Origin of the sequence: uncultured Pseudophaeobacter sp. (assembly GCA_905479575.1) — a bacterium.
Taxonomy (GTDB): Bacteria; Pseudomonadota; Alphaproteobacteria; order Rhodobacterales; family Rhodobacteraceae; genus Pseudophaeobacter.
The window spans coordinates 42,284-67,849 of the sequence record CAJQNB010000010.1; the positions used below are offsets into that span (position 1 = coordinate 42,284).

Annotated in this window: 26 protein-coding genes; 17 read left to right on the top strand and 9 right to left on the bottom strand. The window is 59.4% G+C overall.

Features of this window, described 5'->3' with window-relative positions:
* Positions 1 to 30 precede the first annotated feature (30 nt).
* From cobA to QZ268_RS04135, 8 genes are all read left to right on the top strand, one after another.
* A complete protein-coding gene (gene cobA, locus QZ268_RS04100) occupies positions 31 to 840 on the top strand; it encodes a uroporphyrinogen-III C-methyltransferase (protein WP_295448438.1) in 810 nt (269 codons plus the stop codon).
* 344 nt (positions 841 to 1,184) lie between these two features.
* A complete protein-coding gene (locus tag QZ268_RS04105; protein ID WP_295448441.1) occupies positions 1,185 to 1,544 on the top strand; it encodes a polyketide synthase in 360 nt (119 codons plus the stop codon).
* 63 nt (positions 1,545 to 1,607) lie between these two features.
* On the top strand, positions 1,608 to 2,447 hold the full coding sequence (locus tag QZ268_RS04110; RefSeq protein WP_295448443.1) for an MbnP family copper-binding protein: 840 nt from the start codon (positions 1,608 to 1,610) through the stop codon (positions 2,445 to 2,447).
* Positions 2,447 to 3,574, top strand: coding sequence for a methanobactin export MATE transporter MbnM (locus QZ268_RS04115; RefSeq protein WP_295448446.1), 1,128 nt, complete (start codon positions 2,447 to 2,449; stop codon positions 3,572 to 3,574). The genes QZ268_RS04110 and QZ268_RS04115 overlap by 1 nt, the downstream gene beginning before the upstream one ends.
* Before the next feature lie 9 nt (positions 3,575 to 3,583).
* Positions 3,584 to 4,051, top strand: coding sequence for a copper chaperone PCu(A)C (locus QZ268_RS04120; RefSeq protein WP_295448449.1), 468 nt, complete (start codon positions 3,584 to 3,586; stop codon positions 4,049 to 4,051).
* Between the two features lie 454 nt (positions 4,052 to 4,505).
* Positions 4,506 to 5,222 (top strand): Crp/Fnr family transcriptional regulator, encoded by a 717-nt coding sequence (locus QZ268_RS04125; protein WP_295448452.1) that lies wholly within the window; start codon positions 4,506 to 4,508, stop codon positions 5,220 to 5,222.
* Positions 5,223 to 5,853: 631 nt separating this feature from the next.
* Positions 5,854 to 7,509: an AMP-binding protein gene (locus QZ268_RS04130; RefSeq protein WP_295448455.1), complete on the top strand. Its 1,656-nt coding sequence runs from the start codon at positions 5,854 to 5,856 to the stop codon at positions 7,507 to 7,509.
* An 81-nt stretch (positions 7,510 to 7,590) separates the two neighbouring features.
* Positions 7,591 to 8,766 (top strand): iron-containing alcohol dehydrogenase, encoded by a 1,176-nt coding sequence (locus tag QZ268_RS04135; protein WP_295448458.1) that lies wholly within the window; start codon positions 7,591 to 7,593, stop codon positions 8,764 to 8,766.
* An 85-nt stretch (positions 8,767 to 8,851) separates the two neighbouring features.
* On the opposite strand, the gene QZ268_RS04140 is transcribed toward QZ268_RS04135, so the two are convergent.
* Positions 8,852 to 9,517: a helix-turn-helix domain-containing protein gene (locus QZ268_RS04140; protein ID WP_295448461.1), complete on the bottom strand. Its 666-nt coding sequence runs from the start codon at positions 9,515 to 9,517 to the stop codon at positions 8,852 to 8,854.
* Positions 9,518 to 9,604: 87 nt separating this feature from the next.
* The gene (locus QZ268_RS04145) at positions 9,605 to 11,518 is read right to left on the bottom strand and encodes an NAD(P)/FAD-dependent oxidoreductase (RefSeq protein ID WP_295448465.1); all 1,914 of its coding nucleotides are present in this window, start codon (positions 11,516 to 11,518) and stop codon (positions 9,605 to 9,607) included.
* Between the two features lie 196 nt (positions 11,519 to 11,714).
* Here QZ268_RS04145 and QZ268_RS04150 point away from each other — a divergent pair, with 196 nt between their 5' ends.
* The 6 genes from QZ268_RS04150 to QZ268_RS04175 all read left to right on the top strand — a co-directional run bounded on the left by QZ268_RS04150 (position 11,715) and on the right by QZ268_RS04175 (position 18,657).
* On the top strand, positions 11,715 to 12,950 hold the full coding sequence (locus QZ268_RS04150; protein ID WP_295448468.1) for a serine hydrolase domain-containing protein: 1,236 nt from the start codon (positions 11,715 to 11,717) through the stop codon (positions 12,948 to 12,950).
* A 424-nt stretch (positions 12,951 to 13,374) separates the two neighbouring features.
* On the top strand, positions 13,375 to 14,496 hold the full coding sequence (locus QZ268_RS04155) for an extracellular solute-binding protein (RefSeq protein WP_295448471.1): 1,122 nt from the start codon (positions 13,375 to 13,377) through the stop codon (positions 14,494 to 14,496).
* 75 nt (positions 14,497 to 14,571) lie between these two features.
* Entirely contained in the window at positions 14,572 to 15,672 is a 1,101-nt protein-coding gene (locus tag QZ268_RS04160; RefSeq protein ID WP_295448474.1) for an ABC transporter ATP-binding protein, read from the top strand.
* Positions 15,669 to 17,069 carry an ABC transporter permease gene (locus tag QZ268_RS04165; protein ID WP_295448477.1) on the top strand — a complete coding sequence of 467 codons (1,401 nt, stop codon included), beginning with the start codon at positions 15,669 to 15,671 and terminating at the stop codon, positions 17,067 to 17,069. Before QZ268_RS04160 ends, QZ268_RS04165 begins: the two co-directional genes overlap by 4 nt.
* Positions 17,066 to 17,953, top strand: a complete 888-nt coding sequence (locus QZ268_RS04170) for an ABC transporter permease (RefSeq protein WP_295448480.1) — start codon at positions 17,066 to 17,068, stop codon at positions 17,951 to 17,953. Before QZ268_RS04165 ends, QZ268_RS04170 begins: the two co-directional genes overlap by 4 nt.
* A complete protein-coding gene (locus QZ268_RS04175) occupies positions 17,950 to 18,657 on the top strand; it encodes a hypothetical protein (RefSeq protein WP_295448483.1) in 708 nt (235 codons plus the stop codon). Before QZ268_RS04170 ends, QZ268_RS04175 begins: the two co-directional genes overlap by 4 nt.
* Positions 18,658 to 18,768: 111 nt before the next feature.
* On the opposite strand, the gene QZ268_RS04180 is transcribed toward QZ268_RS04175, so the two are convergent.
* A complete protein-coding gene (locus tag QZ268_RS04180) occupies positions 18,769 to 19,317 on the bottom strand; it encodes a tetratricopeptide repeat protein (protein ID WP_295448485.1) in 549 nt (182 codons plus the stop codon).
* Positions 19,318 to 19,411: 94 nt separating this feature from the next.
* Here QZ268_RS04180 and QZ268_RS04185 point away from each other — a divergent pair, with 94 nt between their 5' ends.
* Positions 19,412 to 20,332 carry a CehA/McbA family metallohydrolase gene (locus QZ268_RS04185; RefSeq protein WP_295448488.1) on the top strand — a complete coding sequence of 307 codons (921 nt, stop codon included), beginning with the start codon at positions 19,412 to 19,414 and terminating at the stop codon, positions 20,330 to 20,332.
* Positions 20,333 to 20,670: 338 nt separating this feature from the next.
* A complete protein-coding gene (locus QZ268_RS04190; protein WP_295448490.1) occupies positions 20,671 to 21,330 on the top strand; it encodes a metal-binding protein ZinT in 660 nt (219 codons plus the stop codon).
* 328 nt (positions 21,331 to 21,658) lie between these two features.
* Here the strand turns inward: QZ268_RS04190 and QZ268_RS04195 are convergent, their stop codons facing one another.
* The 5 genes from QZ268_RS04195 to QZ268_RS04215 form a co-directional block, all read right to left on the bottom strand.
* A complete protein-coding gene (locus QZ268_RS04195; RefSeq protein WP_295448493.1) occupies positions 21,659 to 22,219 on the bottom strand; it encodes a F0F1 ATP synthase subunit B in 561 nt (186 codons plus the stop codon).
* Positions 22,220 to 22,223: 4 nt separating this feature from the next.
* A complete protein-coding gene (locus QZ268_RS04200) occupies positions 22,224 to 22,772 on the bottom strand; it encodes a F0F1 ATP synthase subunit B' (RefSeq protein WP_295448496.1) in 549 nt (182 codons plus the stop codon).
* An 87-nt stretch (positions 22,773 to 22,859) separates the two neighbouring features.
* Positions 22,860 to 23,096 carry a F0F1 ATP synthase subunit C gene (locus QZ268_RS04205; RefSeq protein ID WP_008205040.1) on the bottom strand — a complete coding sequence of 79 codons (237 nt, stop codon included), beginning with the start codon at positions 23,094 to 23,096 and terminating at the stop codon, positions 22,860 to 22,862.
* Between the two features lie 86 nt (positions 23,097 to 23,182).
* Positions 23,183 to 23,983 (bottom strand): F0F1 ATP synthase subunit A, encoded by an 801-nt coding sequence (locus tag QZ268_RS04210; protein WP_295448504.1) that lies wholly within the window; start codon positions 23,981 to 23,983, stop codon positions 23,183 to 23,185.
* A gap of 38 nt (positions 23,984 to 24,021) precedes the next feature.
* Complete coding sequence (locus tag QZ268_RS04215; protein ID WP_295448513.1) at positions 24,022 to 24,366, bottom strand: AtpZ/AtpI family protein; 345 nt, start codon at positions 24,364 to 24,366, stop codon at positions 24,022 to 24,024.
* 266 nt (positions 24,367 to 24,632) lie between these two features.
* Between QZ268_RS04215 and QZ268_RS04220 the strand changes: the two genes are divergently transcribed.
* Positions 24,633 to 24,989 carry a metalloregulator ArsR/SmtB family transcription factor gene (locus QZ268_RS04220; protein WP_295448507.1) on the top strand — a complete coding sequence of 119 codons (357 nt, stop codon included), beginning with the start codon at positions 24,633 to 24,635 and terminating at the stop codon, positions 24,987 to 24,989.
* Positions 24,990 to 25,006: 17 nt separating this feature from the next.
* Here the strand turns inward: QZ268_RS04220 and QZ268_RS04225 are convergent.
* Positions 25,007 to 25,566, bottom strand: a 560-nt coding sequence (locus QZ268_RS04225) for a hypothetical protein (RefSeq protein ID WP_295448510.1), incomplete at its 5' end; no start/stop codon positions are given.

Genomic DNA, 25,566 nt, shown 5'->3' on the forward strand with positions numbered 1-25,566 from the left:
CTTTCTGTCCTCGCCCGCAGGAGCGCGAGCTTGCGCCAATTACGCCAGATGGCATCTGGGCTGTGGCACGCCACTGACAGATCCATTCCCAGAAATCAGCAGGTGGGGTCTGTGGCGCTGGTCGGTGCCGGACCCGGTTGCAAAGATCTGATCACCCTGCGCGGGGCACAGCGCCTGCAAGAGGCTGATGTGATCTTTTTTGACCGCTTGATTGACCCCGAAGTGCTGGATTTGGCTCCTGCAAATGCAAAACGCATATATGTGGGCAAGGCCCCAGGCTGCCACCACTGGCCACAAGAAAAGATCTCGCAGGCGCTGGTGGCCATTGCCGGTCAGGGGCAACGGGTCGTGCGGCTGAAATGCGGCGACCCTGGCGTCTTTGCCCGGGGTGCCGAAGAGATTGATGCCCTGGATGCGGCAGATATTCCCTATGAAATCATCCCCGGCGTCACCGCAGCCAGCGCAGCCTCAGCTGCATTGGGTGGGTTCCTGACAGAACGCGGCACCTGTGACACCCTGGTTCTGGCCACCGGCCAGACAGCAAAGGATGCGGGCAATGCCAATTGGATTGCTCAGCTGCAACCTGGAACCCGTATGGCGATCTACATGGGGGTTGGGGCCGCCGCAAATACCGCCAAGGCCCTGATTGAGGCCGGTCTGGAAAAACAGGTCTCCATCGACATCGTTTCCCGTGCCCAGCAAAGTGATCAGGTAACCGCCAAGTGTCGCGCCTCGACCCTGCTCGAGACAATCGAAACCTCTGGGATCTCAAATCCGGCGATCATGTTCCTGACTTGGCCCCAGTCCGCGACAAAAGTTAACTCCCCACAGCGAGGCTAAAGGTCAGGCCGCATACCAGGCGAAACGCCTGCTTCAGAAACGACCTGCGGAATGGACCATGAACCGAAACAGGTTGCCTGGGCGACTGGGAACCCCAAGAGAACGGTAGCGAACTTGATGTGTGGACCACTTTCAAAACCGGCACCCAAGAGTTTTTCTAATCAAACAGCGCTTTGATGTTGCGAACAAAGGCAACCAAGAGCGCGTCGGTCCAAATATCAACCATAGGGCCGCCCTACTGATTGCAGACAAACAGGCTGCAAAGGAACATCGCGCTGGACCACAGGGGATGCGACCCTATGAACGCTTGCGGATCCGGCAGTGTGTGCTAGCCAGCTGTGGCGATGAAGATTTGGCAAATCATATTCCCTCTGCGCGCGCTGGTCGTGCTGCTGACCGTTGCTTTGGCAACCACCGGATTTGCACATCGTGCGCCATCGCAAACAGACCAAGCAGTGCTGGACTATGCGGCGCTCTTTGGCATTGACGCCGCTTCGATCTGTGGTGGCTCGGATGACCCGGGCGCCACGCAGGAGTGTGAAGCCTGCCGCTTGCAGGCGGCCATGGCTCTGCCAGAGCCGCCGCTGGTTGCCTCCGTTGCCGAACTGTCCTTCTCCCCGTCCCACTGGGTGCCACAATCCCACGTTCTAGAAACCCTCTCCGCCGAGGCGACCCGTCCGGCGCGTGCCCCTCCTATCGTCTGAACTTTGCGAATCTATTTGTGAAACACCCGGCCCGCGCGCCGGATCAGACCTCTGGAGACTTCCATGAAACTCGCTCTTCAAGCGGCCCTTGCCGCCCTGCTTCCCGCGACCGCTGCCTTTGCAGATCAGGACGTTAAGATCAATTTTTCCGCCGAAATCGGCGGGCACCCCTTTGCCTGCGACGCGACCTTCACCGGCATCGGAAGCACGGGTGCTGCGGTGCGCGGCACGGATTTCCGCCTCTATGTCAGCGATGTGGCGATGATCGCGGCTGACGGCACACGCAGCCCTGTAACTTTGACCGAAAGCGCCTTTCAGCATGACGGTGTCGCCCTGCTGGATTTTGAAGATGGCAGTGCCGCTTGCGACAATGGCACCGCGCCCCTGAACACCCAGCTGGCTGGCACTGTTGCGGAGGGCAGCTATACTGGTGTGGCTTTCAACGTCGGTGTGCCGTTTGAGATGAACCACGGCGACCCCACCACCGCCCCCACGCCGCTCAACCTGACCTCGATGTTCTGGAACTGGCGCGGCGGCTACAAGTTCGTGCGTATCGACATGGTGCCAAAGGACAAGGCAGAAAGCGGGCCAAAAGGCTGGTTCCTGCACCGTGGCTCGACCATGTGCAAATCCGGTGGCAAGACAGACGCCCCCGCCGCCCCCTGCAAGAACCCCAACCTGATGGCGGTCAGCTTTGATGGGTTTGATCCGGCGAAACAAACGCTGGTCATCGATCCGGCGCCAGTGGTTGCAGAGGCTGACATGCGCTCCAACACGCCCCAGACTTCGCCCGGCTGCATGTCCTTCCTGAACGATCCCGACTGCGACACGGTCATGACCAAGCTTGGCTTGCCGTTTAAAGACATCGCAGCGGGTGAACAGCAGTTGATCGCGGTTCGGTGATGCGTAGCGCCGCGCGTAGTGCGGCGGTGAGCGTGATCCTGTCAGGTTTACTATCCGGGGCGGGTTTCGCCCTGGATACGGCAGAGGCCTATGACTGGCTCCTGCCGGACTGGATGCCGCGCCCCTCCGTACCAGAAGACAACCCCATGAGCGCCGCCAAGGTCGAGCTTGGCCGCCATCTGTTCTACGATGCCCGCCTGTCCGGCGATGGTACAGTGGCCTGCGCCTCGTGCCACGACCAGGGCCGTGCCTTTACGGATGGGCGCCAGGTGGCTGTGGGCATCCACGGCACCCATGGCAAGCTGAACGCGCCCAGCCTTGCCAACGTGGCCTACCTGCCGGTGAATTCCTGGGCCAACCCGCATATGACCTCGCTCGAGTTTCAAGCGCTTGTGCCTTTGTTTGGCGAAGCACCCGATGAAATGGGCGCAACCGGGCAGGAGGCGCGTATCTTTGCGACGCTGGCCGAGGATCCCTATTACGTGCGGGCTTTTGAACAGGCATTCCCGCAGCAGCCCAGGCCAGAGCTGTTCACAGTGACCCGCGCGCTGGGGGCCTTTCAGCGCAGCCTGATGTCCTTTGACAGTGCCTATGACCGTTTCAAATACGGCGGCGAACTGGATGCGCTTTCGGATACCGCCAAACGGGGTGAGCAGCTGTTCTTTGACCACCGGTTCGAATGCTATCACTGTCATCAGGGCGTGTTGTTCACCGACAATTTCAAACGCGAGGGCAGCCCCTGGGTGGAGACCGGATTTCACAACACCGGGCTATACGCTGACGACCCCGTCAGTGCGCCGGGCCGGATCGAATTCACCGCAGAGCCGGGCGACGCGGGCCTGTTCCGCACCCCATCCCTGCGCAATGTGGCTGTGACAGCGCCCTATATGCATGACGGATCAATCCCCGATCTGCGCGGCGTGCTGGCCCATTACGCCAAGGGTGGCCGCGAAGGCCACAGCAATCAGGACGGCATGATCGTGGGGTTCACCGCCACCGAAGCGGAAATTGCCGATCTCATCGCCTTTCTCGAAAGCCTCACCGACAAGCGCTTACTGACGAACCCGGATCACGCTGACCCGTGGCCAAAAGATCATCCCGCCCGCCTCAAACGGGCCGAACCCTAGGAGACAAAAATGAAACGCGCGATACTTGCCCTGCTGCTGCTGGCTGCGCCCGCTGTGGCCCACGACCAGATGACTGGCGATTTGCATATCATCCACCCGTCGATCCCGGCGCCCAACGCCACGGCCAAGTCGGCTGCGGGGTATATCACCATCTCAAACGAAGGTGAGACCCCCGAAGAGCTTCTTGGTGTGCGCTCGCCCTTTGCGGCCTCGACAACCTTGCACACCACAATTTTTGAGGACGGGATCGCCAAGATGCGGCCGCTGATCGGTGTTCCCCTTGCGCCAGGTGACGTCGTCAACCTGGAACCGGGCGGGATGCATGTGATGTTCATGGGGCTGACGGGCACCGCAAAAGAGGGCGACATGATCCCGGCCACGCTGATTTTCCGCAAGGCTGGCGAGGTCGAGGTGGAATTCATGGTCGACCCGGCCGACGGGGCGGATCATTCCCAGATGGACCATTCGGGCCACTAGTCCTTGTTCCTCCCGGGCCTCATAACACGCGCGCTGCTTTTGCTGGCGCTGATCGGGTCGGCCACCGTGCCGGACGGGTTTATGCGTGCATCTGGCCCCCAAGGTCTGCGGCTGGTTCTGTGCACGAGCGCAGGCAAGCAAGAGGTTTGGCTGACTGACACAGGCGATATCATCCCTGTTGAAGACACCACGCCCAGCCATGACGCCCCCGTGTCTCACCACGATGCGTCCTGCGTTCAGGTCAGCGTTGCAGGCACCGATGCCCCGCCCTACGTCGGGGAGTGGATCCGCTTGCGGTTGATCGCAACGACGACGCTGCGCAGCGCCGCACCCCTGCCGACCTCTTCCCATTCTCCCAGACGTCATCGAACACGCGCACCTCCCCTCCCGGCTTGACCCTTTCGCCGGGGGCGACCTGCCCCTTGTCCACCCTTTCACGACAAGGACGTTCAAGATGAACGCGATGAACCACGACTGGGCAGAGGCCTCCCTCCGTCCAAACAACACTTGCCCTGCACTCCTGCGGGGGCTGAACGCCGATGAAATGAGCCGGGTTTGGAACCGGTTCGAGGAAGACTGTCTCGCCGATGGTGAGGTACTGCTGCGTGACAGGGCAGAACCGCTGCACATCGGGTTGGTGCTGAAAGGCGCCCTGCGCGAAGACGTATCGGTGCCACAGGGTGGCACGCGCTTGTTTGCCCTGACCTTTGCCGGTGAGGCGCTTTCGCCACTTGGCCCGCGCCAAAAAGGCGGACGTCTCAGCGCCATCGGAGACACCCGTCTGCTGACCTGCGACCACGAGGCGTTTGCGGATCTCAGCAGAGAAATCCCACGCCTGCAACTCAACCTGTTTGGTGTATTGCAGGACCAGATCGAAGACGCGCACCGCTGGCAGCTGCTGCTCGGACGCAAGACCGCAGCCGAACGCGTGGCCTCCATTCTGGCCTGGTTTCATATGCGTCAGGGCACGCCCGAAGAAATGGACTTGCCAGTGACCAGAGCCGAACTTGGTGAGATGTCCAGCCTAACGCTGGAAACCGTCTCTCGCCAGGTCCGCGCCCTGGAAAAGGTCGGCGTGATCAGCCTTCCAAAGCCGAGCCAGGTGCGCGTTCTTGACAGCAAAGCGTTGCTGGAACGCTCCTGTAATTCACCGATACTCCGTGCTGCCTGAATAGGCTCTACAACGGGGAAATATCGCGTATTCCTGCATGACATGGCCTGTGCTCAACAGGCCATGTCCGCACGACGTCGCGTGTCCTATATGGTAAATCCATATGGGATCGCAGGCTTTGAAAAGGCTTACCGTTGTCGCAACAGCCCTGGGGTCACGGCTCATTCTCCCAGCTTGTTCAGTCTAACCAGTTTTTAGCTGCAGCGGCAGGTCTGCGTAAAATAGCCACTCTAATTCAATCGGATATAACGCCATCAGCGGGCACTACTCTCAAACCCCAGGGGCGCCGTTTTCACACAGCACCGCTCCAGGCATCGCACTGCAAATCCTGTGAAAGTTCGCGACCGACTTGCTCAGCTTGCAGGCGTTATCACGGCTGAGGCCTACGGCCCTTGTGGTCTCCATCCCAATGGCCCATCTCAAAGGCATGGGCCGCGTCCTCGATTTGGGGTCTCCTCCCTCCGTAACGCCATCACCCCTCCTGATTTAAGCCGAACGATTAAAGCTATTGACTTACACACCTCTTTGGTGATCCACTCTGCGAAACGCTGAAGGTGTGCTGTCCGGTCTGGTTGGAGGGGGCCGCACCCTTTGGAGAAGCGGACCGGACAGGTTTGCAAGGGAGGAAATCATGTTCAAGACAAAGGACAGCCCGCTGTCCCTGGAGACGCGCGACTCGCGGATGCCCGCACGATCAAAACTGGTCACGCGCTACCTCATCGACCGGTGGGCCGAGGAGCGGCCCGAAAAGGTGTTTGCCAAATTCGACGACACCGGCGAGGAATGGTCCTATGCGACCTTCCGGGAGCTCATTCTGCAGACCGCTGTGGGGCTGCAGTCACGGGGGGTGAAGCAGGGCGATCACGTGCTCGTCTGGATGCCGAATTGCCGCGAACAGATCCGCATATTCTTTGCCCTGAACTATCTTGGCGCCGCCTACGTGCCGATCAATACGGCCTACAAAGGCGGACTACTGGAACATGTCATCGCCGTTTCGGATGCCTCTTTGGCGCTGATCGAGGCCAGTCTGGTGGAGCGGCTGTTGGGTGTTGATCTTGGGAAACTGGACCGTCTGATCGTTACCGGCGGACTGGTCGATAATGCCCCGCTACCGATGGAGACCTACGAAGACGCGCTGCTGCCACACAGTGGGACGCTGGAGCCGCTGGAGCGCACCATCGAGCCCTGGGACCCGATGTCGGTGGTCTTTACCTCGGGGACGACCGGCCCCTCCAAGGGGGTGCTGATGTCCTATATGCATCTCTATTCAAATGCCGGCCCGGAAACCTGGACCTTCGTCACCGAAGACGACCGTTACATGATCAACGCGCCGATGTTTCATATCGGCGGCTGTGGTCCGATGTTCTGCATGCTGGCGCGCGGGGCCTCTATTGCGATGGTCGACCGGTTCGACACGGCCACCTATTGGGACTCCGTGCGCCGGACCAAAAGCACCGTCGCTTTCCTGCTTGGGATAATGGCCAGTTTTCTGGAAAAACAGCCCGCCCGCCCCGACGACACAGACAACCCATTGCGCCTGGTGGTGATGGTGCCGCTTGCCTCCAACTCCAAAAGTTTCTCCGACCGCTTCGGGCTTGATGTCTTCACGATCTTCAACATGACCGAGGTCTCGACCCCGCTGATTTCGGATCCAAACCCAGAGGTGCGCGGGACCTGTGGCAAACCGCGCGATGGTGTCGAAGTGCGCCTGGTGGATGAGCACGACTGCGAGGTGCCGCAGGGCGAAATGGGTGAGATGGTCATCCGCACCGACCGCCCCTGGGCGATGAACAGCGGCTACTACAAAATGCCCGAGGCCACGGCAGAAGCATGGCGCAACGGCTGGTTCCATACTGGCGATGCCTTCATTCAGGACGCGGACGGCAACTTCTTTTTTGCTGACCGGGTCAAAGATGCAATCCGGCGCCGCGGTGAGAATATTTCCTCGTTCGAGGTGGAGAGCGAAGTTCTGGCACACCCCGACGTGGCCGAGGCCGCAGCAGTCGCCGTGCCCAGCGAGCACAGCGAAGACGATGTGCTGATCTGTGTCGCCCCGGTCGAAGGCCGGGAACTGGATCCCGCCCAGCTGATTGAATTCCTGAAGGACCGCCTCGCCTATTTCATGATCCCGCGCTACGTGCGGATCCTGAACAACGGCCTGCCCAAGACCCCAACCGCCAAGGTTCTCAAACACAGGCTTCGTACCGAAGGCAAAACCCCAGACACATGGGACCGGGAGGCCGAGGGGCTACGCATCAAGGGAGAAAGGTTCAGCACCACGGCCTGATTGGCTGTGGCGCGAAAACGGCACCCTGCACCAGCTTTGGGGCGGGGCACGATAGTTTTGCGTTGCATTAGGGAGGAATATATGACGCTCACAGCTGGTATGGTCGGGATGACCTCAACAGAACGGGTTCGCTTTGGGGAACCCGCAGCAGATGCTCTCAGGGCCGAGGCAGAAATGCTTGGCGCCGAACGGGTGGTATTGATCGCCAGCAAATCGCTGGTCGAAAACACGGACGAAATCACCAAGATCGAAACCGCACTGGGGGCGCGTCATGCCGCTACTTTTTCCGGTGTCGAACCGCATGTGCCGCGCGACAATGTGATGGAAGCGACCGAGGTGGCCCGCAAGGCCAACGCCGACCTGATCGTGTCGGTTGGCGGCGGATCGGTGACCGACTGCGCCAAGATCGTGCCGGTGATGCTGAAACACAACGTGCGCACCACCAAAGACATGGATGCCTATCACATCACAGTGGACGACGCCGGGGCCATGGTGATCCCGCAGTTCGAAAGCCAGGATATCCGCACCCTCTGCGTGCCAACAACCCTGTCGGGCGGCGAGTTCAACCCACTCTCCGGGGCGACGGACCCGGAGACCAAGCACAAACAAGGCTATCAGGAACGGATGATGGCGCCGGTCACGGTGATCCTTGACCCTGCCCTGACCGTGCACACTCCCGAATGGCTCTGGCTGTCGACCGGGGTTCGGGGTGTTGATCACGCCATTGAAACCCTGCAATCGTTCCAGTCCAACGACTTCTGCGACGGTCTGGCGCAAAGCGCCCTGCGTCTTCTGGTCGAGGGCCTGCCGCGCAGCAAGGCCGACCCGGCCGATCTTGAGGCCCGCATGAAGTGTCAGATTGGCGTCTGGCAGTCCATGCTGCCGATCATTGCCGGTGTCCCAATGGGGGCGAGCCACTCGATCGGCCACGTTCTGGGCGGGCTATGCGACGTGCCGCATGGCTATACCTCCTGCGTGATGTCGCCTTTCGTTCTGCAATGGAACGAAACAATCAATGGCGACCGTCAGGCTCCGATCCGGGCCATCTTTGGCGAGGGCGGCACCGCAGCCTCCAAGCAGGTCGATCAGTTCATCGCGGATCTTGGCATGCCGCGCAGCCTGACGGCGGTGGGTGTGAAAGCCGAACAGCTGCAAAAGATCGCGGAATACACCATGGATGACATCTGGGGCAAAACCAATCCGCGCCAGATCAGCGAACCCTCTGATGTGATGCAGATCCTCGAACTGGCCCGCTGATCCCAGCCCAACGCCAGACCCAAGCCACGAAAAACGCCGCCCTGTCCGGGGCGGCGTTTCCTGTTTTTGCCGCATCAAAACCCGCTCAGGCCAGGTGGCCAGGGCAAATCAGGCCTGCCGTGAGGCTATCAATTAGATTTTCCAGAGCGTTCGGATCGCCCCACAGCTTGCCGCCATCCTTTGTCTGCACAAAAGCCGCCTCGCGCGCCGACAAAGAAGCCTGCGCGAACTGATAGAAAAAGACGATACGCTGGTTCAGCACCGCGCGCGGCACCTCGGTCAAGGCCTTGGCGATATGCGCGATGCAGCGTTCAAAACTGTCGTCCCCTTCGGCCTCAACCGCCTGGGTGAACTTGTCGCGGTGGTTCAGCTGCATCACCGAGATGAACCGCATATGACCAAACCCGATGGGCAAATCGGCCCGCGCTTCGGGATCGTTGGTTTCTGTGGTTTCCACCTTGCAGATCAGATTAACAACGTCGCGAACGGAAATCGGTGCCCCCGAGGCCTCAAGCGCATCAAGGGCAGCGTTGCGGGCGCGCCGCGTCCGTGTCAGAGCATCCGATACCAGCTCTCCAATCAGGACGTCCTTGGTGCGAAAATAGTAATGGATGCCCGCCGAGTTCTTGACGTCGGCCGCCGTGAGGATCGCCCGCACCGACACTCCATCAATACCCTGCCGCGCAAACAACCGGATCGCCGCGCGTTTGATGCGTTCGCGGGTGTCGTCATCAGCGGTATCCAGGGTCATGCGAACATCCTACTATTTTCAGTATTGGGTCCGTCGATAGCTTAGACAATGCCCCAAGGTCAAAGCCATTCCGGCCAAACCTGCGGATCAGGTTTCGAATGTGAAAGCACCCGGATCGACATCCCGGGTCAGCGACCAGAAGTAATCGTTGCGCCAGGGCGAAATCGCCACCACCCGCCCGCGACTGTTGCGATACCAGTTTTCGGTGCCCTGATGGGTCCAGACCATTTTGTTATGTGCCGCGTCGATACGAGCATTGTAGCTTTCATGGGCCTGCGCGGTCACCGCGACGGTCTGCGCATTCCGCTCGAACATCCGGCTGATGATCGACAAAATGAACGAGGTTTGCAGCTCGATTGCCTTAATCATGCTGCCGCCATGTCCCAGCCCGACATTCGGCCCAAGGATGGTGAAAAAGTTCGGAAATCCCGGCACCATCGAGCCGATATAAGCGGAGGGATTGTCCGTCTCCCAGGCGTCCTTCAGATGCTGGCCGCCCTGTCCGATGATCTCATAGGAGGACTGCATCTCGGCCGCCTTAAAGCCCGTGGCATAGACCAAAACATCCGCCTCTGAGGTTGACCCGTCTGCTGCGATCAGCGTACTGCCCTCGATCCGTGACAGACGCGCGGGCACCAGTTCGGCGTTTGGCTTGGTCAGGGTCCGGTACCAGCCATTGTCCAAAAGGATGCGCTTTCCGTAGGGCGGGAAATCGGGAAGCATCTCCTGCAGAAGATCCTGGCGGTCCCCCAACTCTGCCTTCACATACGCGGTAAAGATCTGACGGTGCCGGTCATTTGTTGCGTTCAAGGCCCTGTCGGGTTCGGGCCAGGTTGGATCCTTTTGCAATGATTCATGGATACGGTCGTTGAATGTCCAGAATTGCCGGATGCGATACCACTGCTGATACAGCGGCACCGTCATCAAGAGATAGCGCACCGGGTCAGGCACCTTTTTCTGAAACTGCGGAAACGGCGCGGCCCATTGCTTGGAACGGGCAAAAACCGTCAGCTTTTCGACCTTGTCGATAATGGCCGGGGCGACCTGCATGCCCGAGGCGCCATTGCCCACCAAAGCGACACGCTTGCCCGTAACATCCAGATGCTCGGGCCATTGAGCCGTGTGGGTCGCGACGCCCGCAAAGGTCTCTGCCCCCGGGATGTCCGGTATCTGGGGCGTGTTCAGAACGCCGACGGCGCTCATCAGAATGTCGCAGGTTTCGGTACGCGTGCCATCGGGCCCGGTCATGGTGACCTGCCATTTTCTGGTCTCGTCATTCCAGCGCGCCTCATCGACGCGCGTTTCAAACCGCGTTGCCTGTCGCAGGTCAAACCGGTCCGCGACGGATTGGAAATAGGTCAGCAGCTCACCCTGAAGGGCAAAGTAGCGCGACCAGTCATTCGGCGCAAAGGAGAAGGAATAGATGTGGTTTGGAGTATCCACCCCGGCGCCGGGGTATCGGTTTTCCCACCAGGTGCCACCAAAGTCCTCGTTCTTTTCGATGATCTCAAAATCAACCCCCATCTGCTGGAGGTTCACCCCGGCACATATTCCCGACACCCCGGCACCGATGACAAGCGCGCGTGTCCCCGCAGGCCAGGTCACCTGTGGGCTGAGCCTATGTTCGCTCAGCCCCAAATCGGATGCGATGACCTCGCCATAGCTATCGGGCACCGGTTCGTGCATCGACACGGACAGCATGTTCGCCAGCGTCTGATGATCGGGGGCCGGGATCGCCAGCTGAACCCCATCCAGCCAGGCAAAAATCGCCTGCTGCGCTGCATCCCGGATCTCGTCCTGGATTTCCGGCGGCAGTCCACCGTCATCGTTGTCATCAAGACCACGCGCACGACCGGGGGTGTAGGGTGGACGTAACCAACGGGCATCACCAGACATTTGATAGAGAACCGCAAGCAGCGTCGGAATGTTGCCCTGTCTGATCCCCACTCGCAAAAGATCGCGGTCCACGTCTGTCTTTAGCGCTTTGTTCTGAATGGTCATTGGTATGCTCCTCCCTTCCCGATTGACGGGCTTGAAATCATTGTCTATTCCATGAAGTCAGATGGCTCAAGCAAATGACTTAAACGCTCTGAGCAGAGCTGGCAACCGCCTTTCGGTGCGCTCAGGACCGAAACTGGCGCTTGGCGGTCGCGCCACGCCGCGCAAGGCGCAGCGGCATTGCGAGGAGGAGGAAACAATGGACACCAATCAGAAGCGCTGGTCGAGCGCTGTCGAAACGCCTGTGGGCAGCACTCGGATCTGTGGCAGGGTGGCCCCCGGTTTTGAGCCCCTTGCCGAGGCATTTTGTGACAACTTCATGGCCCGAGGCGAGGTCGCCGCCTCTGTCCACCTAGAGTGGCGCGGCAAGGAGGTGCTGAGCCTTTGGGGCGGCCGGGTCAGCGATACCCAAGACTGGCACGAAGACACGCTCAGCGTGGTTTTTTCCGCGACAAAGCCCGCAACGGCCCTGTGTATTCACCTGCTTGCCCAGCGTGGCATGATCGCACTGGATGCGCCCGTCGCCGATTACTGGCCTGCCTTCGCAAGCCACGGCAAGGACGACATATCCGTGGACATGGTTCTTGACCATTCCGCAGGGGTGCCCGCTCTGACAGAGCCGCTGAAACCCGATTGCCTGACGGACCACCCCTATATGGCACAAGCCCTTGAACAGGCGCACCCGATGTTCGTGCCGGGAACACGGACCGCCTATCATCCGGTGACCGGGGGCTTCATCCTTGCCGAGATCATCCGGCGCACCGATGGGCGCACATTGGGCCAGTTCTTTGCCGAAGAAATCGCAGCCCCCCTGGGCATTGAGTTCTGGATCGGCCTGCCCGAAGATCAGGACCACCGCGTCGCTCCGATCCGACATTTTGTGCCACAAAAAGGGGGCGCGCCGACTGCCTTTGGCATGGCGCTGCGCGACAAGACCTCCCCCCAGGCCCTGTTCTTTTTCAACCACGGCGACTGGATGGCCAAGGGGGTCAACACCCGCGCCGGTCGTGCCGCCGAAATCGGGGCCGCCTCAGGGGTCACCAATGCCCGCGGCCTGGCCCGCCTGCATGGCGCCATGCGCCCGGAGGGCCGCCTTGGCCTCACCCAGGACACATGCGATCGCTTTACCCGGACCACATCAGCTACCCATTGCGATGGCATGTTGCTGCAGCCGACGCGGTTCGGTGGTGGTTTCATGCATCGAATGGACAATCGCAGCAGCGCTGAACGGCCGGCTCGCGGCGACAGCTTCCTGATCCCAGACCAGGCTTTTGGCCATGTCGGCGCCGGCGGCAGCTTTGCCTTTTGCGACCCCTCCCGTGATCTCGCCATCGGTTACACGATGACGCAGATGGGCGAGGGTTTTCTGGTCAACGACCGTGGGGCGGCTCTGATTGCTGCTCTCAATGCGTGTGATCTGGGAGCGCCCACCTGACCGGAGCCGCCCCGCCTCTGCTTATCCGGATCGAGACTGCGCTTGGCCATGGGCAAACCGAAGAGTATCGGCCGAAGCCTCCGTGACCGTTGAACACAGAACAGCACTTGCGGCGATGGCCGCAGCAAACTTGGTTTTCATTTCTTCCTCCCTCTTCAAACCGGCAGAAGATCGGCCCGCAATGACCTGGAAACGGGCCTTTGCACCGCCCCATTGGCGCAAAGCCGAGGGCGGATGTTGGATCCTGCAACTGCGTTCTGGGGTGGCGCACCCGGACCTTTCTTCCATGGCGTGCGGCGGTGATCAGCTGCGGCGCCATCAGGATCACAGGAATGCAACAAAAGCGTCACCGGGCTGTTTCACTCGCACGGTAGCGACGCGCAGAGCCCGCGCCGGGTGAAATATATGACATGAGGGTGCTTTTATGAAAACGACTCGCCGTTCCGCGATTAAGTTGGGGGCCGCCGCTGTTGCGGCGCCGCTGGTCCTGCGCGCCACCGATGCGCTTGCCTCTTCGGGCAGCGTCAAGGTGCTGGCATGGCAGGACTATATCCAGCCCAATATCAGAGAAAAATTCGAAGCCGACACCGGCATCAAACTGGAATTGACCACATTCGGCTCGAATGACGAAGCCGAGTCGACCATCCGCGCCAATGGCGGCAAGGGGTTTGACATCGTCTTCCCGTCGATCACCAACGCATCGGGCTATATCGACGACAACGGCGACAGTTTCTTCGCAGAAGTCCCCGCCGACGTTAAAATCGACAACGTGATCCCGTCGTTCCTGCGCGACAGCGCCAGCTTGGGCGGCATGCAGGCCGGCAAACAAGTCCTGTTGCCATTCGACTGGGGCACCGAAGGTTTGACCCTGAACCGTGGTAAGCTCGACATCTCGGATGCCGATCTCAGCTTTGGGGACCTGTGGCGTCCCGAGGCCAAAGGCGCTGCGGCCTTCCGTCAAAAGTCGGTCATCATGGGCACCGGCCTCTACCTTGATGCCATTGGCGAAGTTCCGTCCAACCGCATGCTTGACGTTTACAAATCCGAAGAGGATGCACGCCGGGTTTGGGGCGCTATTGCTGGCTGGATCATCGAACGCAAAGGCAACTTTGGCGCCTTCTGGAACAATGCAACCGAAGCCACCGCCGCCTTCAAGGACGCGGGCTGCGTCATCGGCCAGACCTGGGACACCACTGGCCTTCTGCTGAACCGCGAAGACGAGAACTTTGTCTACCGCGCGCCAAAAGAAGGCATCATCACCTGGCTCGACAGCTTCGGCATGCTGAAACAGGCGATGAACCCCGAACAGGCTGTGGCCTTCATGAACTTCATGCTGCAGCCAGAAGTGGGTGGCATGTTCGCCAACAACACGGGCTACAACTCGGCTGTGATGGGGGCGGCAGACCATGCCTCCGAGAACTTCAAGCGCCAGTTCAACGACGTCTACACTGCGGACGTTCTGGGCAACATGTGGTGGTGGCAGGCGGATACGCCGTTCTTTGCCCCAATCCGCAACGAGTTTGTGGAAATCATCACCAACGCCTGATCGGCAGGGTGGGTTTTCGAAACAACTTGGGGGGAGGCGTCCGCGCCTCTCCCACTCTTTTTTCCGGGGGCAATCATGCGCGGCAAGGACGTCACACTCGACAATATGTCGATCACCTATCCCAATGGATTCAGGGCGGTGCAGCCCACCAACCTGACCATTCAGGCGGGTGAGTTTTTTTCGATCCTCGGGCCGTCGGGCTGTGGCAAGACGACGATTTTGCGCGCCGTCTCCGGGTTTATTGAGCCTTCCGAGGGGGAGGTGCGGATCGGCGGTCAGAACATGGCCGGGATCGGCCCGAACACCCGCCCAACCGCGCTGATCTTTCAGAACCTCGCACTGTTTCCGCTGATGCCAGTGTGGGAAAACGTGGCCTTTGGTCTGGAATCCCGCGGCTTGTCCAAACGCGACCGCCGCGCCCAAGCGCAAAAGCTGCTTGATCTGGTCGCTCTGGGCGATCAGGCGGAGAAGAAACCGGGAGAGCTGTCGGGCGGTCAACGCCAGCGGGTGGCAATTGCCAGGGCATTGGCCGTAGAACCTGCGGTGTTGTTGCTGGATGAGCCGCTGTCGGCTTTGGATTTGAAGCTGCGTCAGCACATGCGGGCCGAGTTGCGGGCCATCCAGAAACAGACCGGTGTGACCTTCATCTACATCACCCACGACCAGGGTGAGGCCCTGACTATGTCCGACAGGATTGCCGTGATGAACGAAGGACGGATCGAACAGGTTGGCACCGGCGACGAGATTTATTCGGCCCCGCAAACCGCGTTCACGGCCTCCTTCGTGGGCGAAGCCAACCGCCTGGAGGGGCGGGTAATGGCGGCCAGCGAGGGCATGGCGGACATAGAAACTCCGATGGGCCGGTTCCGCGCCCGCAACCCGCACGACCTTGCCCCCGGAGCCGAGGCGATGCTGTTCGTTCGACCCGAAGCGATGCTGCTGGACCATGTAGAAAACCAGCTATTGGCCCGGATGCAACGCCGCGATCTGGAAGGCGCCTTTCTCAATCTGTTTTTCGATGCCCAGGGCACTGAACTGGCGGTGCACATCACCAACGACGGACAGGTCCATGTGCCCTCGGAAGGTGATACCAAAATCGGGTTCCGCGCCGAGAGTGCCGTGATCTTACCCTCTGGCCCCCTTGCGCGCACCGGGCAAGAGCTGGCCGCGCAATGAAGGGTTTGCTGAAAGGCTATGGGGCCGCTCTCTCCGCCTTCTTCTTTGGTGCGGTGCTGGTCTGGGGATTGATCCTGATCATCCTGCCGCAGCTGACCATGCTGGAACGTGCCATCACCGCGCCCAAACGCGGGCTTGATAGTTCGGTGGCGCTGAGCCTGTCGCGCGACGCCCAGACCTGTATCTCGGTGCTGAAAACCTATGAAATGCAGCCCGATGCCGAAGCAGCCTCCGCAGGCGGGATGGGCATTCCATCGGCCTCCGGCATGGCTGTTCCGTCTTCCTCCGGTATGGCCGTACCCTCGGCAACAGGCCAAACCCCTGCCCAGGCAACGCGGCCCTATATCCTGCAATGCGACAGGGCCAATACCCATAAATCTCTTGTGCGGGCGAGCGGGGAGCCATCGCAGTATCTAGATACGCTATATGGCCTGCCAGTGATGGCTGTCTCGGATGCCGACACCGTTGAAAAACAAATCGCAACCGCAGAAAAAATCTCCGAACGGGCGAAAGCGCTGTTTGTCGATCTCAAGGCCCGTGAAGCCCGCGCCACCCCCTACACCCTGGCCAATTTTGGCTGGCTGACACAGGCCCGGATGATCCCCCTGTCGGAGACGCAAAAGACCATCGAAGATGCCAAGCTGTCCAAAAAGCTGATCGGCCTGATTGGCCTGCGCTTTGAACGCGACGGCAAAGTCTACGAACGCATCGGCCTCATCACCCTGGCGCGCACGCTCAGCTTTGCGATTGCCGCCACCGCGCTGGCCTTGCTGCTGTGCTATCCTATGGCCTACAAAGTGGCCCTGGCCACCACGCCGGAACGGGCCGTATGGCTGTTTCTGGGCCTTGTCATTCCATATGCCATTGTCGAGCTGATGCGGATCTATGCCTGGACCGTGATCATCGACAACAACGGGCTGCTCAACGGGGTGTTGCAGTGGTTGCATGTTGTTGACGACCCGATCCAGTTCAAACGCTTTCCTGGCACCGTCTTTGTGGTGATCGTCTACACCTATGTGCTGTTCATGGTGTTCCCGATCTACAACGTGATGAATACGCTGGACCGCAATCAGATCGAGGCCGCCAAGGATCTGGGAGCCTCGACCTGGCGCGTACACTGGCGGATCATCATCCCCCATTCCAAGCCCGGCATCGCTGTGGGCGCAATTGCCACCTTCATGTTATCGGCCGGGGCCTTTTCCGTGCCCCGCATCATCAGTCGCGGGCTACAGGCCGAATGGTTCAGCCAGACGATCTACAATAAGTTCTTTGAATCCGAGAACTCGAATGTCGGGGCGGCCTACAGCTTTGCCTATACCATGATTTGTTTCGTGCTTGTGGGCCTGTTCATGTGGCTCATGCGGACGCGGCTCAAAGATTTCGCGAGGGTGCAATGACCGATTTGACTCAAACCCCGGCTGTGCCGCCAACCAACCCGGTGCGCTTTGGGATTAGCTCTGCTGGCCTGCTGAACGCCTATACCTGGGCGTTCCTCGCCTTTATGTTCGCGCCGCTCCTGCTCATGGTGCTGTCCTCCTTCAACGATACCTCGCCCCCCTCGGTCACCCAGTGGGAAGGCTTCACCGGCAAGTGGTATGCCTATTTCTGGATGTCCGAGACCGAGATGCGCGCCGACCCGGTGTTACGGGCACTGGATCGCGACCGTTTTGTCGGCTGTTTTGGAAATTCGCTTTATGTGGCGGCCTTTGTGGTGCCGCTGTCGCTGATCCTTGGCTTGTCCGGGGCCGTGCTGCTGACCCGCTGGCGCTCGCGTGCCAACGGAGTGCTGTGGTGGATCCTGCTGTCGCCGATGCTGGCACCAGGCATCGTGCTGGGGCTGTCGGCGCTGGTCTTTTGGGGCCGCTTGGGCGTGAATGCCGGGCTTTTTACCATCATCATGGCGCAGACCACATTTGTCGCCGGCTACCCGATGCTGATCCTGATGGCGCGCCTGCAACGTCAGCCGATCGAACTGGAAGAGGCCGCGTTGGATCTCGGCGCTTCGCCCTTCCGGGTGTTTCGCCGTCTGACCTTGCCCTATCTGTTCCCGGCGCTGGTCTCGGCCGCGGTGATCGGCTTTATGGCCAGTATCGAGAATTACAACACCACCATGTTCGCCAAGGGCGGGTCCTGCACCTTTGCCACCGAAATTGGTGCGATGGCGCGCAATCCCAATGGCCACCCTCCTGTGATCAACGCCGTCGGCACGATCATCATCGCGTTGACCGTTCTGGCGGCCACCGCCCATGCCTTTCTGTCCCGGCGCGAGGCGCAAAAGTGATCCGCGCCCGCTGTCATCCAAAACTGCGCCCGCTTTTACCCGAACCGGTGCCAGCGGCCCAGACCCTGCCCGACTGGCTGAAATCCATGCCCTCGGAGGTTGCGGCCCCCAGTCTTGGCGGCGAAGTGGTGCGTACACTGAAGCACTGCCCGCCCATTATTGATGCGCTGTCGTCCGGTGTCATCATCCCGCTGGCCACGGATCTGCACATCAGCAACGGTGAGATCGCCTGGGATTGGGATCCGCCGATCCTACAGGATGCGCTGATTTCGCGCGCGCCGGTTGGGCTGCATGTGCCGGAACAGGCCAGTGGCGCCCCGTTCAAGCTGGCCAGCAATACGGTGGTAAAGTTCATCAACTTCTGGACACTCGAGACGCCGCCGGGCTGGTCGCTGCTGTTCACCCATCCGCTAAACCGGGAAGACCTGCCCTTTCGCGCGCTATCCGGTGTTGTTGACTGTGATCTGTTCAAAGACGGCTACGTCCATTTCCCAGCGCTTTGGACCGACCCCAATTTCGAAGGCACACTGGTCAAAGGAACACCTGTCGCACAGGTCTTTGCAATCCAGCGCGAGGTGCCTGCGCTGGATGTTGGTGACATGACGGAGAACGAAATCGCCCGCAACCGTGAAGTCCAGCATGCACTGGGCCAGGAACGCGGCGTGTATCGCAAGAGCTTCCGGCAGCGGCACCGCCCCGGTTAGGGGGCACGCAGGTCATTTTGCCATGTGATCGTAGTGCAGCCAGACAAATCGCAACAGCTGTATCGCGTGTTTGACCCGCCGAAACAGACGCCAATGGCCTATGTGCTGCCCCTACAGGCTCAGTGGTACCGAGCCCTTTGACACACGCACCAAAGTGCGGATCACCGCTGCCTTGTCCGGGTGGTTATCCAGCAGGTCCCGCCGCAGCTCCGACGTATTGGCCGCGCCGGTCTCCGCCGCAATTCGGTACAGGGCCAGGTCCGCCTCGGGATCGCCACGTAGCTCGCTCCAGGCCGCCTGCGCTGCGCCAAACCGCCCCAATCGCACCCCAACCCGTCCCAGATTGCGCCGCGCATCGATGTCTGTGGGTTCAAGATCCAGCGCGCGGCTAAAGGCCTCAAACGCGGTCTCGAAATCTTCCGCACTCAGCGCTGCGCGGCCAAGTTCAAACCAGGCGGCCGAATGCTGCGGCATGACCTGAACCGTGCGTCGCAACATCGCCTGCGCCTGCGCCATCCGGCCAAGTTCGATCAGGACCTTGCCGTAGTTGTACATCATTGATGGATGCGGATCAGCACCCGCCACCAAAGGGGCAAGTATATCTGCGGCCTGCCCCCAGTTTCCGGTCTGAAGGGCGCGCTGAAGTCGGTCCAGTTTCATGGCGCCACCCTATCCCGATTCCGCAACAGATTTGTCACAAATCCGTTTCCCGAACCGCCTATTCAAGCATCAGAATTTCGAAGGGGAAAACACAATGGTCTTGTCAGCATTTTCAACTCCCGGCCGTTTCTGGCGGGGCAATCTGCACACCCACTCGACCCTGTCGGACGGTTGCCTTGAGCCCGCAGAAGTGTGCCGCCGGTACAAGGCCGAAGGCTATGATTTCCTGGCGCTGACGGATCATTTCATCGGCGCCTATGACTATCCCCTTGCGGATACAAAACCATTTCGCGACGACGGGTTCACCACGCTTCTCGGGGCGGAACTGCATTCCGGCGCCATGGAAAACGGCGAACTGTGGCACATCCTTGCGGTTGGCCTGCCCGAAGGATTTGCAGCGCCCAACGCTCCGGGCTTTCATCCGGTGGACGATCAGGAAACAGGCCCGGAACTTGCGGCGCGCGCCCGGGACGCCGGCGCATTTGTCGCCATCGCCCATCCGCACTGGTCCGGCCTGTCTCTTGCTGATGCGCGTTCAATCAAAGCGGCGCATGCGGTCGAAATCTATAATCACGGCTGTGCCATCGGTTGCGACCGCGAAGGTGGCGGGCATGTGCTCGACCTGTTGCTGTCAGAAGGCCGTGATATGACGCTTATCGCCACTGATGACGCCCATTTCACTGAACCAGACCATTTTGGCGGTTGGGTCATGGTCAAGGCAGAGGCCAACACTCCTGAGCTTTTGCTGCAAGCCCTGAAACAAGGCGATTTCTACAGCTCGCAAGGGCCTGAAATTCGCAATGTGACACTCACCAGCGACACAATCGAGATCGAAAGCACCGCCGCGTCAACGATGATCCTGCAAGGCCATGGCCAAGCGGCGACAGCCATCCATGGTGCCTCAATGACCCGCGGCCAGATCCCGCTACACCGGTTCCGCAATTCGCCCTGGCTGCGGGTAACAGTGGTGGACGCTGCGGGCAAACGCGCCTGGACCAATCCCTTTCGCTTGTGATGGCGCGACCTATCACTGGCGGCCAATGGGAAAGAAGGCGCAGCTGATGCAGCCCTGCCCCCCAATTGGCACCGCTCATTAGGTAAATTCTGGTTTCCTCACGATAGAACCCAGTGCGGCTCTGGGCTGTCCGTAAATCGTGCAGGTTGCCTAAGCGGGGCGTAGCTTTCATTTGCTCTGGCCAGGTCACTGATCGCTTTCAACTGTTCTGCGCGAAGTCGGCTTGAACTTGGCGGTTAGGGGCAGTGCGTCTTGCCAAATTAATCAGGGAAAGATACTGACTGAATTTGTTATGTTATATCATAACACTTTTTCATAGCAAAGGCAGGAAGCTTCACATGAAACAAACAATCCTCAAACGCGCTGGCGTCATTGCGCTTGGCGCGCTGATCGTTAGTTCGGCGCAGGTAATGGCGCAAACAGCGGAAAATTCCGCCACCACCCACACCCATACACACTCACATAAGGACGACGAGCCATCCCTGGTCGACGCCGCTGCGGTTAAAGCCCGCAACCTGTCTGACTGGGGTGGCGACTGGCAGTCGCTTTACCCGCTCCTGCAAGACGGCACTTTGGATGCAGTGATGGAACACAAAGCTGAACATGGAGAAAAATCCGCTGAGGAGTACCGTGCCTACTACGAGGTCGGCTACAAAACAGATGTGGAGCGTATCCTGATCGACGGCCCCAGCGTGACTTTTTTCCGGGACGGCCAACCTGTGCAGGGGCAGTACGCGGAAGACGGATATGAAATCCTGACCTACAAATCCGGCAATCAGGGTGTGCGCTTCATTTTTGAAAAATCCGGCGGCGACGCGGCCGCGCCTCGGTTCATTCAGTTCAGCGACCACAAGATTGCACCAACCAAGGCTGACCACTATCATCTTTACTGGGGTAATGATCGCGCTGAGTTGCTGACAGAAGTCACCAACTGGCCAACATATTTCCCAGCCGGGTTGAGCGGTGCAGAGATCGCATCTGAAATGATGGCCCATTAAAAGGGCGCATTCCTGAACAGGAAAAATGCACGCGTTCTACATAGCGGACTTTGGCCGCTATGTAGAATGTTGATAAAATAGCGTCAAAGCAGACACCTGACGACCTCTGCACCCAGTCTGTGCCACCGCAAAATCCCTGCCCGTTGCATCCCTTCCAGTCGGACCTGCCGCCAGCGGATATGGGGCGCGTGTGCATTGGCTGGCGCGGCGTCACGCGCAGCTATCCCCCTTCGAACCACGCGAATGCGGCCTGGAACAAAAGCAAAGACAAAAAAACCCGGCCACAAGAGCCGGGTTTTGAACACTCAGATACTGTGATCGTTGTGATTTAGTGCAGCTTGTCGTTGACGTCGGTTATCGCCGCATCGATCAGTTTGTTTGCCTCGGTCGCTGTCATCTGCTTGGCGATCACTTGATCGGCAGCAGCAACAGCGATGGAGATCGCCTGATCGCGTACTTCTTTCACTGCAGAAGCTTCGGCAGATGCGATCTGCTCTTCTGCTGCCACCAGACGGCGGGCGATGGAAGTTTCCAGATCCGCCTTTGCCTCTTCGGCAGCCGCCGCCGCATCCTCACGGGCCGCAGCCACGATACGATCGGCCTGTGCCTGAACTTCCTGCTGCTTGCGCTCGTAGGAGGCCAGAATGGTCTGAGCTTCTTCCCGCAGGGCGCGGGCTTCGTTCAGTTCCTTCTGGATACCTTCGGCGCGGGCGTCCAATTGGCCACCCAGCAGGCTAGGCACTTTGACAAACAGAAGAATGCCAACAAACAGAAGAAAGCCGAGCAGAACAACAAAGTTGGTGTTGCTCATCGACAGGAAGGGACCAGATGCGGCAAACGCCGGGCTGGTGGCCCCAAGGGTGAGGGCAATTGCCAGAACTGTGCGCATGTCCTTAACCTTTCATCCGGTCGGCAACCGCTGTCGCGACTGCTTTTGCATCTGCTTTGCCACCCAGCGCTGTTACCAGAGCTTCGGCGGTGTCGGCGGCCACAACTTTCACGCTTTCCAGCGCGCCAGCTTTGATCTCGCCAATGGCTTTTTCAGACTCAGCCGCTTTGGCTGCAATCTGTTCATCCGCCTTGGCAATCGCTTCGTCCAGGCCAACCTGGATTTCGGCGCGTGTTTCGGCGGCGATACGCTGTGCCTCGGCGCGGGCGTCTGCCAGGGCCTTGTTATAAGCGTCTTCGGCCTCAACTGCCTTGGCTTTCAGATCTTCAGCCGCAGCAAGGTCGTTAGTGATGGTCCCCTGACGCTCTGCCAGAACCGCAGCAATGCGGGGCAGCGCGACACGCGACAAAATGAGATAGATCGCGACCAGCGCGATTGCCAGCCAGAAGATCTGGTTCCCGAAGGTATCAGGGTCCAGCTGCGGCATGCCCGGAGCAGAGCCGTGCGCGGCCTCGGCGGCGCCGTGAGCTGCGTCTTGCGTATTAGATGCCATGTCGTCCTCCTAGGGAACTTGCCGTTACATCGGGCGGTGGGCCATTGGGCCTACCGCCCGACCGTAAGGATAAAGTGTCCTAAGGTCTTAGACTGCGAACATCAGCAGCAGAGCAACCAGGAACGAGAAGATGCCCAGGGCTTCTGCAAAGGCGATGCCGATGAAGAGAGTAGCTGTCTGGCCGGCTGCTGCCGAAGGGTTGCGCAGAGCGCCTGCCAGGAAGTTGCCGGCTACGTGGCCAACACCGATTGCGGCTGCGCCGGAACCAATTGCTGCCAGGCCTGCGCCGATGAACTGACCGAGTTGTGCGATATCGCCTTCCATGGGTATTCTCCTTACGATGGAATGTGGTGATTTGGGACCCGAATGACCCAGGAACGGATCATCCGGTAACTTGTTGGATCTAGACCTTAGTGGCTCGGATGCAGGGCATCTTTCAGATACACGCAGGTCAGGATGGTAAAGACATAGGCCTGGATAAAGGCCACCAGAACTTCGAGAGCGTAGACTGCGGTGATGGCAAAGATCGGCAGGAAGCTGAACAGGCCCAGAGCGCCCGCAAAACCTGCAAAAACCTTCAGAACCGCGTGGCCCGCCATGACGTTGCCAGCCAGACGAATGCTGTGGCTCACGGGGCGTACGAAGTAGGAAATGAGTTCGATGATGGCCAGGATGGGGCGCAGGGCCAGAGGCGCGCTGGATACCCAGAAGAGGCCAAGGAAACCGGCGCCATTTTTGACAAAGCCAACGATGGTGACGGTAAAGAACACCAGACCCGCCAGGATCGCGGTAACAGCGATATGCGAGGTGGTGGTAAAGGACATCGGGATCAGGCCCAGAAAGTTGGCCATCAGGATGAACATGAACAGGGTCATGATATAGGGGAAGAACTTGACGCCGTCTTTGCCGGCCACGTCTTCAACCATTTTGTAGATGAACCCATAAGTCAGTTCCGCAACCGACTGGGCGCGGCCAGGCACGATGGCGCGGCGCGAAGAGCCAACAACCATCAGCAAGAAGACGCAGACAACCGCCAGGGCAAGCCAGAGGGTGACATTGGTGATTGCGAAGGTGTTTACTGCGCCACCAGTGAGCGAGGCGACGTTGAACTGATCCATCGGGTGGATCGCCAGAGCCGCGTGCTCAGGTGCAAAAAGCACGCCAGACACCACTACCAGTGCCAATGCTACGTAAAAGAACAGCTTGCCCATCGTTCCGCTTCTCCTGTCGTCAGGTGTTGATCACGCGATCAGTCCTGAGCCTTTGCATTTTCATCGGCCTGTTCGGCCAGTTTCTGTTCCTGGATCTCCTGCGCGGTGCGAAGCATCACCTTCACCCCTGCGACAAGTCCCAGCAGTATAAACAGCACCATAAAGATAGGCAGGGTCCCAAAAAGGTGATCCAACCCAAATCCGATGCCAAAGCCGATCCCAAGACCGACCACCAATTCTATCACCATCCGCCAGGCCTGATTGGCCAGAGAGTAGTGTTCATCCGCGCGCGGCTTGGGCTCTTGGGCCTTACGCGCCGCTGCCAGTTTGGCCTCCAGCTGCGCCATGCGCTGCTTTTGGTCATCATCTGTCACAGGCGCCATCCTCACGCGATTTCTATGTGAGGTGCTAAGGCGCTGGGGCCACAGAGTCAATTGCAGAGTCCACAGCCCCAGAAACACGGTAGATACTTGATATTAAGGATGTTTTTCAAAAACCACCTACCCTGCGCGCTTCTGTCACTTGGCGTCTTTCGCCCAGAAGCCGCGAATTGGCATATTCAACCAAAAGGTTGATTTTGGTTTCACCCCGCTTTTGGCAAACCAAGCGCGGCTTTCCTTTAACGAAACAGGCGCCTAATGTGCGCGGTATGTCCAGTGAACTTGATACCGTCTTTGCCGCCCTGGCCGACCCGACCCGTCGGGCGATCCTCACCATGTTGTTGGAGGATGATATGGCGGTAACGGATGTGGCGGACCCTTTTGAGATGTCGCTGGCGGCAATTTCCAAACACCTCACCATCCTGAGCCGCGCCGGGTTGATCGCGCAGGAAAAGCGCGGGCGGGTGAAATGGTGTAAGCTGGAACCCGACGCGATGCGCGATGCCTCGGTCTGGATGCAGGGCTTTGGCCAGTTTGAGCCGGTGGATATGGACGGGCTGGAAAGGTTTTTGGAGAGTGAACTCGCGGATCGGCTTGAAACCATCAATCGCGCTCCAGAAACCTGAAGCACGGTCAAAAATCGCTAGTTGATTTCCACGCTTGCATGCATTCCCGCTTCATAATGCCCGGGAATTTCACACGTGATCTCAACCGCCTCGTCAGTTGTTTGAACCGGCACAATGAACCACTCAACGATCTGGCCTGGTCCAACTTCGACCTCGCGAATGGCACCCTTCACTTCAGTGATAAGATTGCCATCGGTATCGGAAGCTTCAATTTTCCGGGTGAACACGCGCTCGCCCATTTCATTTAGCGCCAACTCATGCTTGATGTCATCAACATTGGTCAGGATCAACTTATAGGCCTGCCCGGTCACAAATTCGTAGTTATCGGGTTTCAGGTACATCCCGTCGTCGTTGCTACCCATTTCAATCACGACGTCGATCACATTTGCCCGGCTTAGATCACCTTCGGCAAACACCGGACCTGCTGTTGCGAAGGCAACAATGACCACTCCTTTAATTAGAAACTGCATAACACTCCCCTTACCATCTGCGATTTGACTTGATTGCATTGCTAACTTCGACATGCTTAATTTTAACAAAATCGCGCCGACAGAGCCGTGATTTGGATCAAACCAGA

Coding starts and splice junctions, on each gene's coding strand:
- QZ268_RS04155 (WP_295448471.1), top strand. CDS start 13,375: ATGAAAACGACTCGCCGTTCCGCGATTAAGTTGGGGGCCGCCGCTGTT.
- QZ268_RS04115 (WP_295448446.1), top strand. CDS start 2,447: ATGCGTAGCGCCGCGCGTAGTGCGGCGGTGAGCGTGATCCTGTCAGGT.
- QZ268_RS04195 (WP_295448493.1), bottom strand. CDS start 22,219: ATGCGCACAGTTCTGGCAATTGCCCTCACCCTTGGGGCCACCAGCCCG.
- QZ268_RS04200 (WP_295448496.1), bottom strand. CDS start 22,772: ATGGCATCTAATACGCAAGACGCAGCTCACGGCGCCGCCGAGGCCGCG.
- QZ268_RS04160 (WP_295448474.1), top strand. CDS start 14,572: ATGCGCGGCAAGGACGTCACACTCGACAATATGTCGATCACCTATCCC.
- QZ268_RS04190 (WP_295448490.1), top strand. CDS start 20,671: ATGAAACAAACAATCCTCAAACGCGCTGGCGTCATTGCGCTTGGCGCG.
- QZ268_RS04185 (WP_295448488.1), top strand. CDS start 19,412: ATGGTCTTGTCAGCATTTTCAACTCCCGGCCGTTTCTGGCGGGGCAAT.
- QZ268_RS04170 (WP_295448480.1), top strand. CDS start 17,066: ATGACCGATTTGACTCAAACCCCGGCTGTGCCGCCAACCAACCCGGTG.
- QZ268_RS04220 (WP_295448507.1), top strand. CDS start 24,633: ATGTCCAGTGAACTTGATACCGTCTTTGCCGCCCTGGCCGACCCGACC.
- QZ268_RS04140 (WP_295448461.1), bottom strand. CDS start 9,517: ATGACCCTGGATACCGCTGATGACGACACCCGCGAACGCATCAAACGC.
- QZ268_RS04180 (WP_295448485.1), bottom strand. CDS start 19,317: ATGAAACTGGACCGACTTCAGCGCGCCCTTCAGACCGGAAACTGGGGG.
- QZ268_RS04130 (WP_295448455.1), top strand. CDS start 5,854: ATGTTCAAGACAAAGGACAGCCCGCTGTCCCTGGAGACGCGCGACTCG.
- QZ268_RS04210 (WP_295448504.1), bottom strand. CDS start 23,983: ATGGGCAAGCTGTTCTTTTACGTAGCATTGGCACTGGTAGTGGTGTCT.
- QZ268_RS04205 (WP_008205040.1), bottom strand. CDS start 23,096: ATGGAAGGCGATATCGCACAACTCGGTCAGTTCATCGGCGCAGGCCTG.
- QZ268_RS04145 (WP_295448465.1), bottom strand. CDS start 11,518: ATGACCATTCAGAACAAAGCGCTAAAGACAGACGTGGACCGCGATCTT.
- QZ268_RS04165 (WP_295448477.1), top strand. CDS start 15,669: ATGAAGGGTTTGCTGAAAGGCTATGGGGCCGCTCTCTCCGCCTTCTTC.
- QZ268_RS04135 (WP_295448458.1), top strand. CDS start 7,591: ATGACGCTCACAGCTGGTATGGTCGGGATGACCTCAACAGAACGGGTT.
- QZ268_RS04125 (WP_295448452.1), top strand. CDS start 4,506: ATGAACGCGATGAACCACGACTGGGCAGAGGCCTCCCTCCGTCCAAAC.
- QZ268_RS04150 (WP_295448468.1), top strand. CDS start 11,715: ATGGACACCAATCAGAAGCGCTGGTCGAGCGCTGTCGAAACGCCTGTG.
- QZ268_RS04105 (WP_295448441.1), top strand. CDS start 1,185: ATGAAGATTTGGCAAATCATATTCCCTCTGCGCGCGCTGGTCGTGCTG.
- QZ268_RS04215 (WP_295448513.1), bottom strand. CDS start 24,366: ATGGCGCCTGTGACAGATGATGACCAAAAGCAGCGCATGGCGCAGCTG.
- QZ268_RS04120 (WP_295448449.1), top strand. CDS start 3,584: ATGAAACGCGCGATACTTGCCCTGCTGCTGCTGGCTGCGCCCGCTGTG.
- QZ268_RS04110 (WP_295448443.1), top strand. CDS start 1,608: ATGAAACTCGCTCTTCAAGCGGCCCTTGCCGCCCTGCTTCCCGCGACC.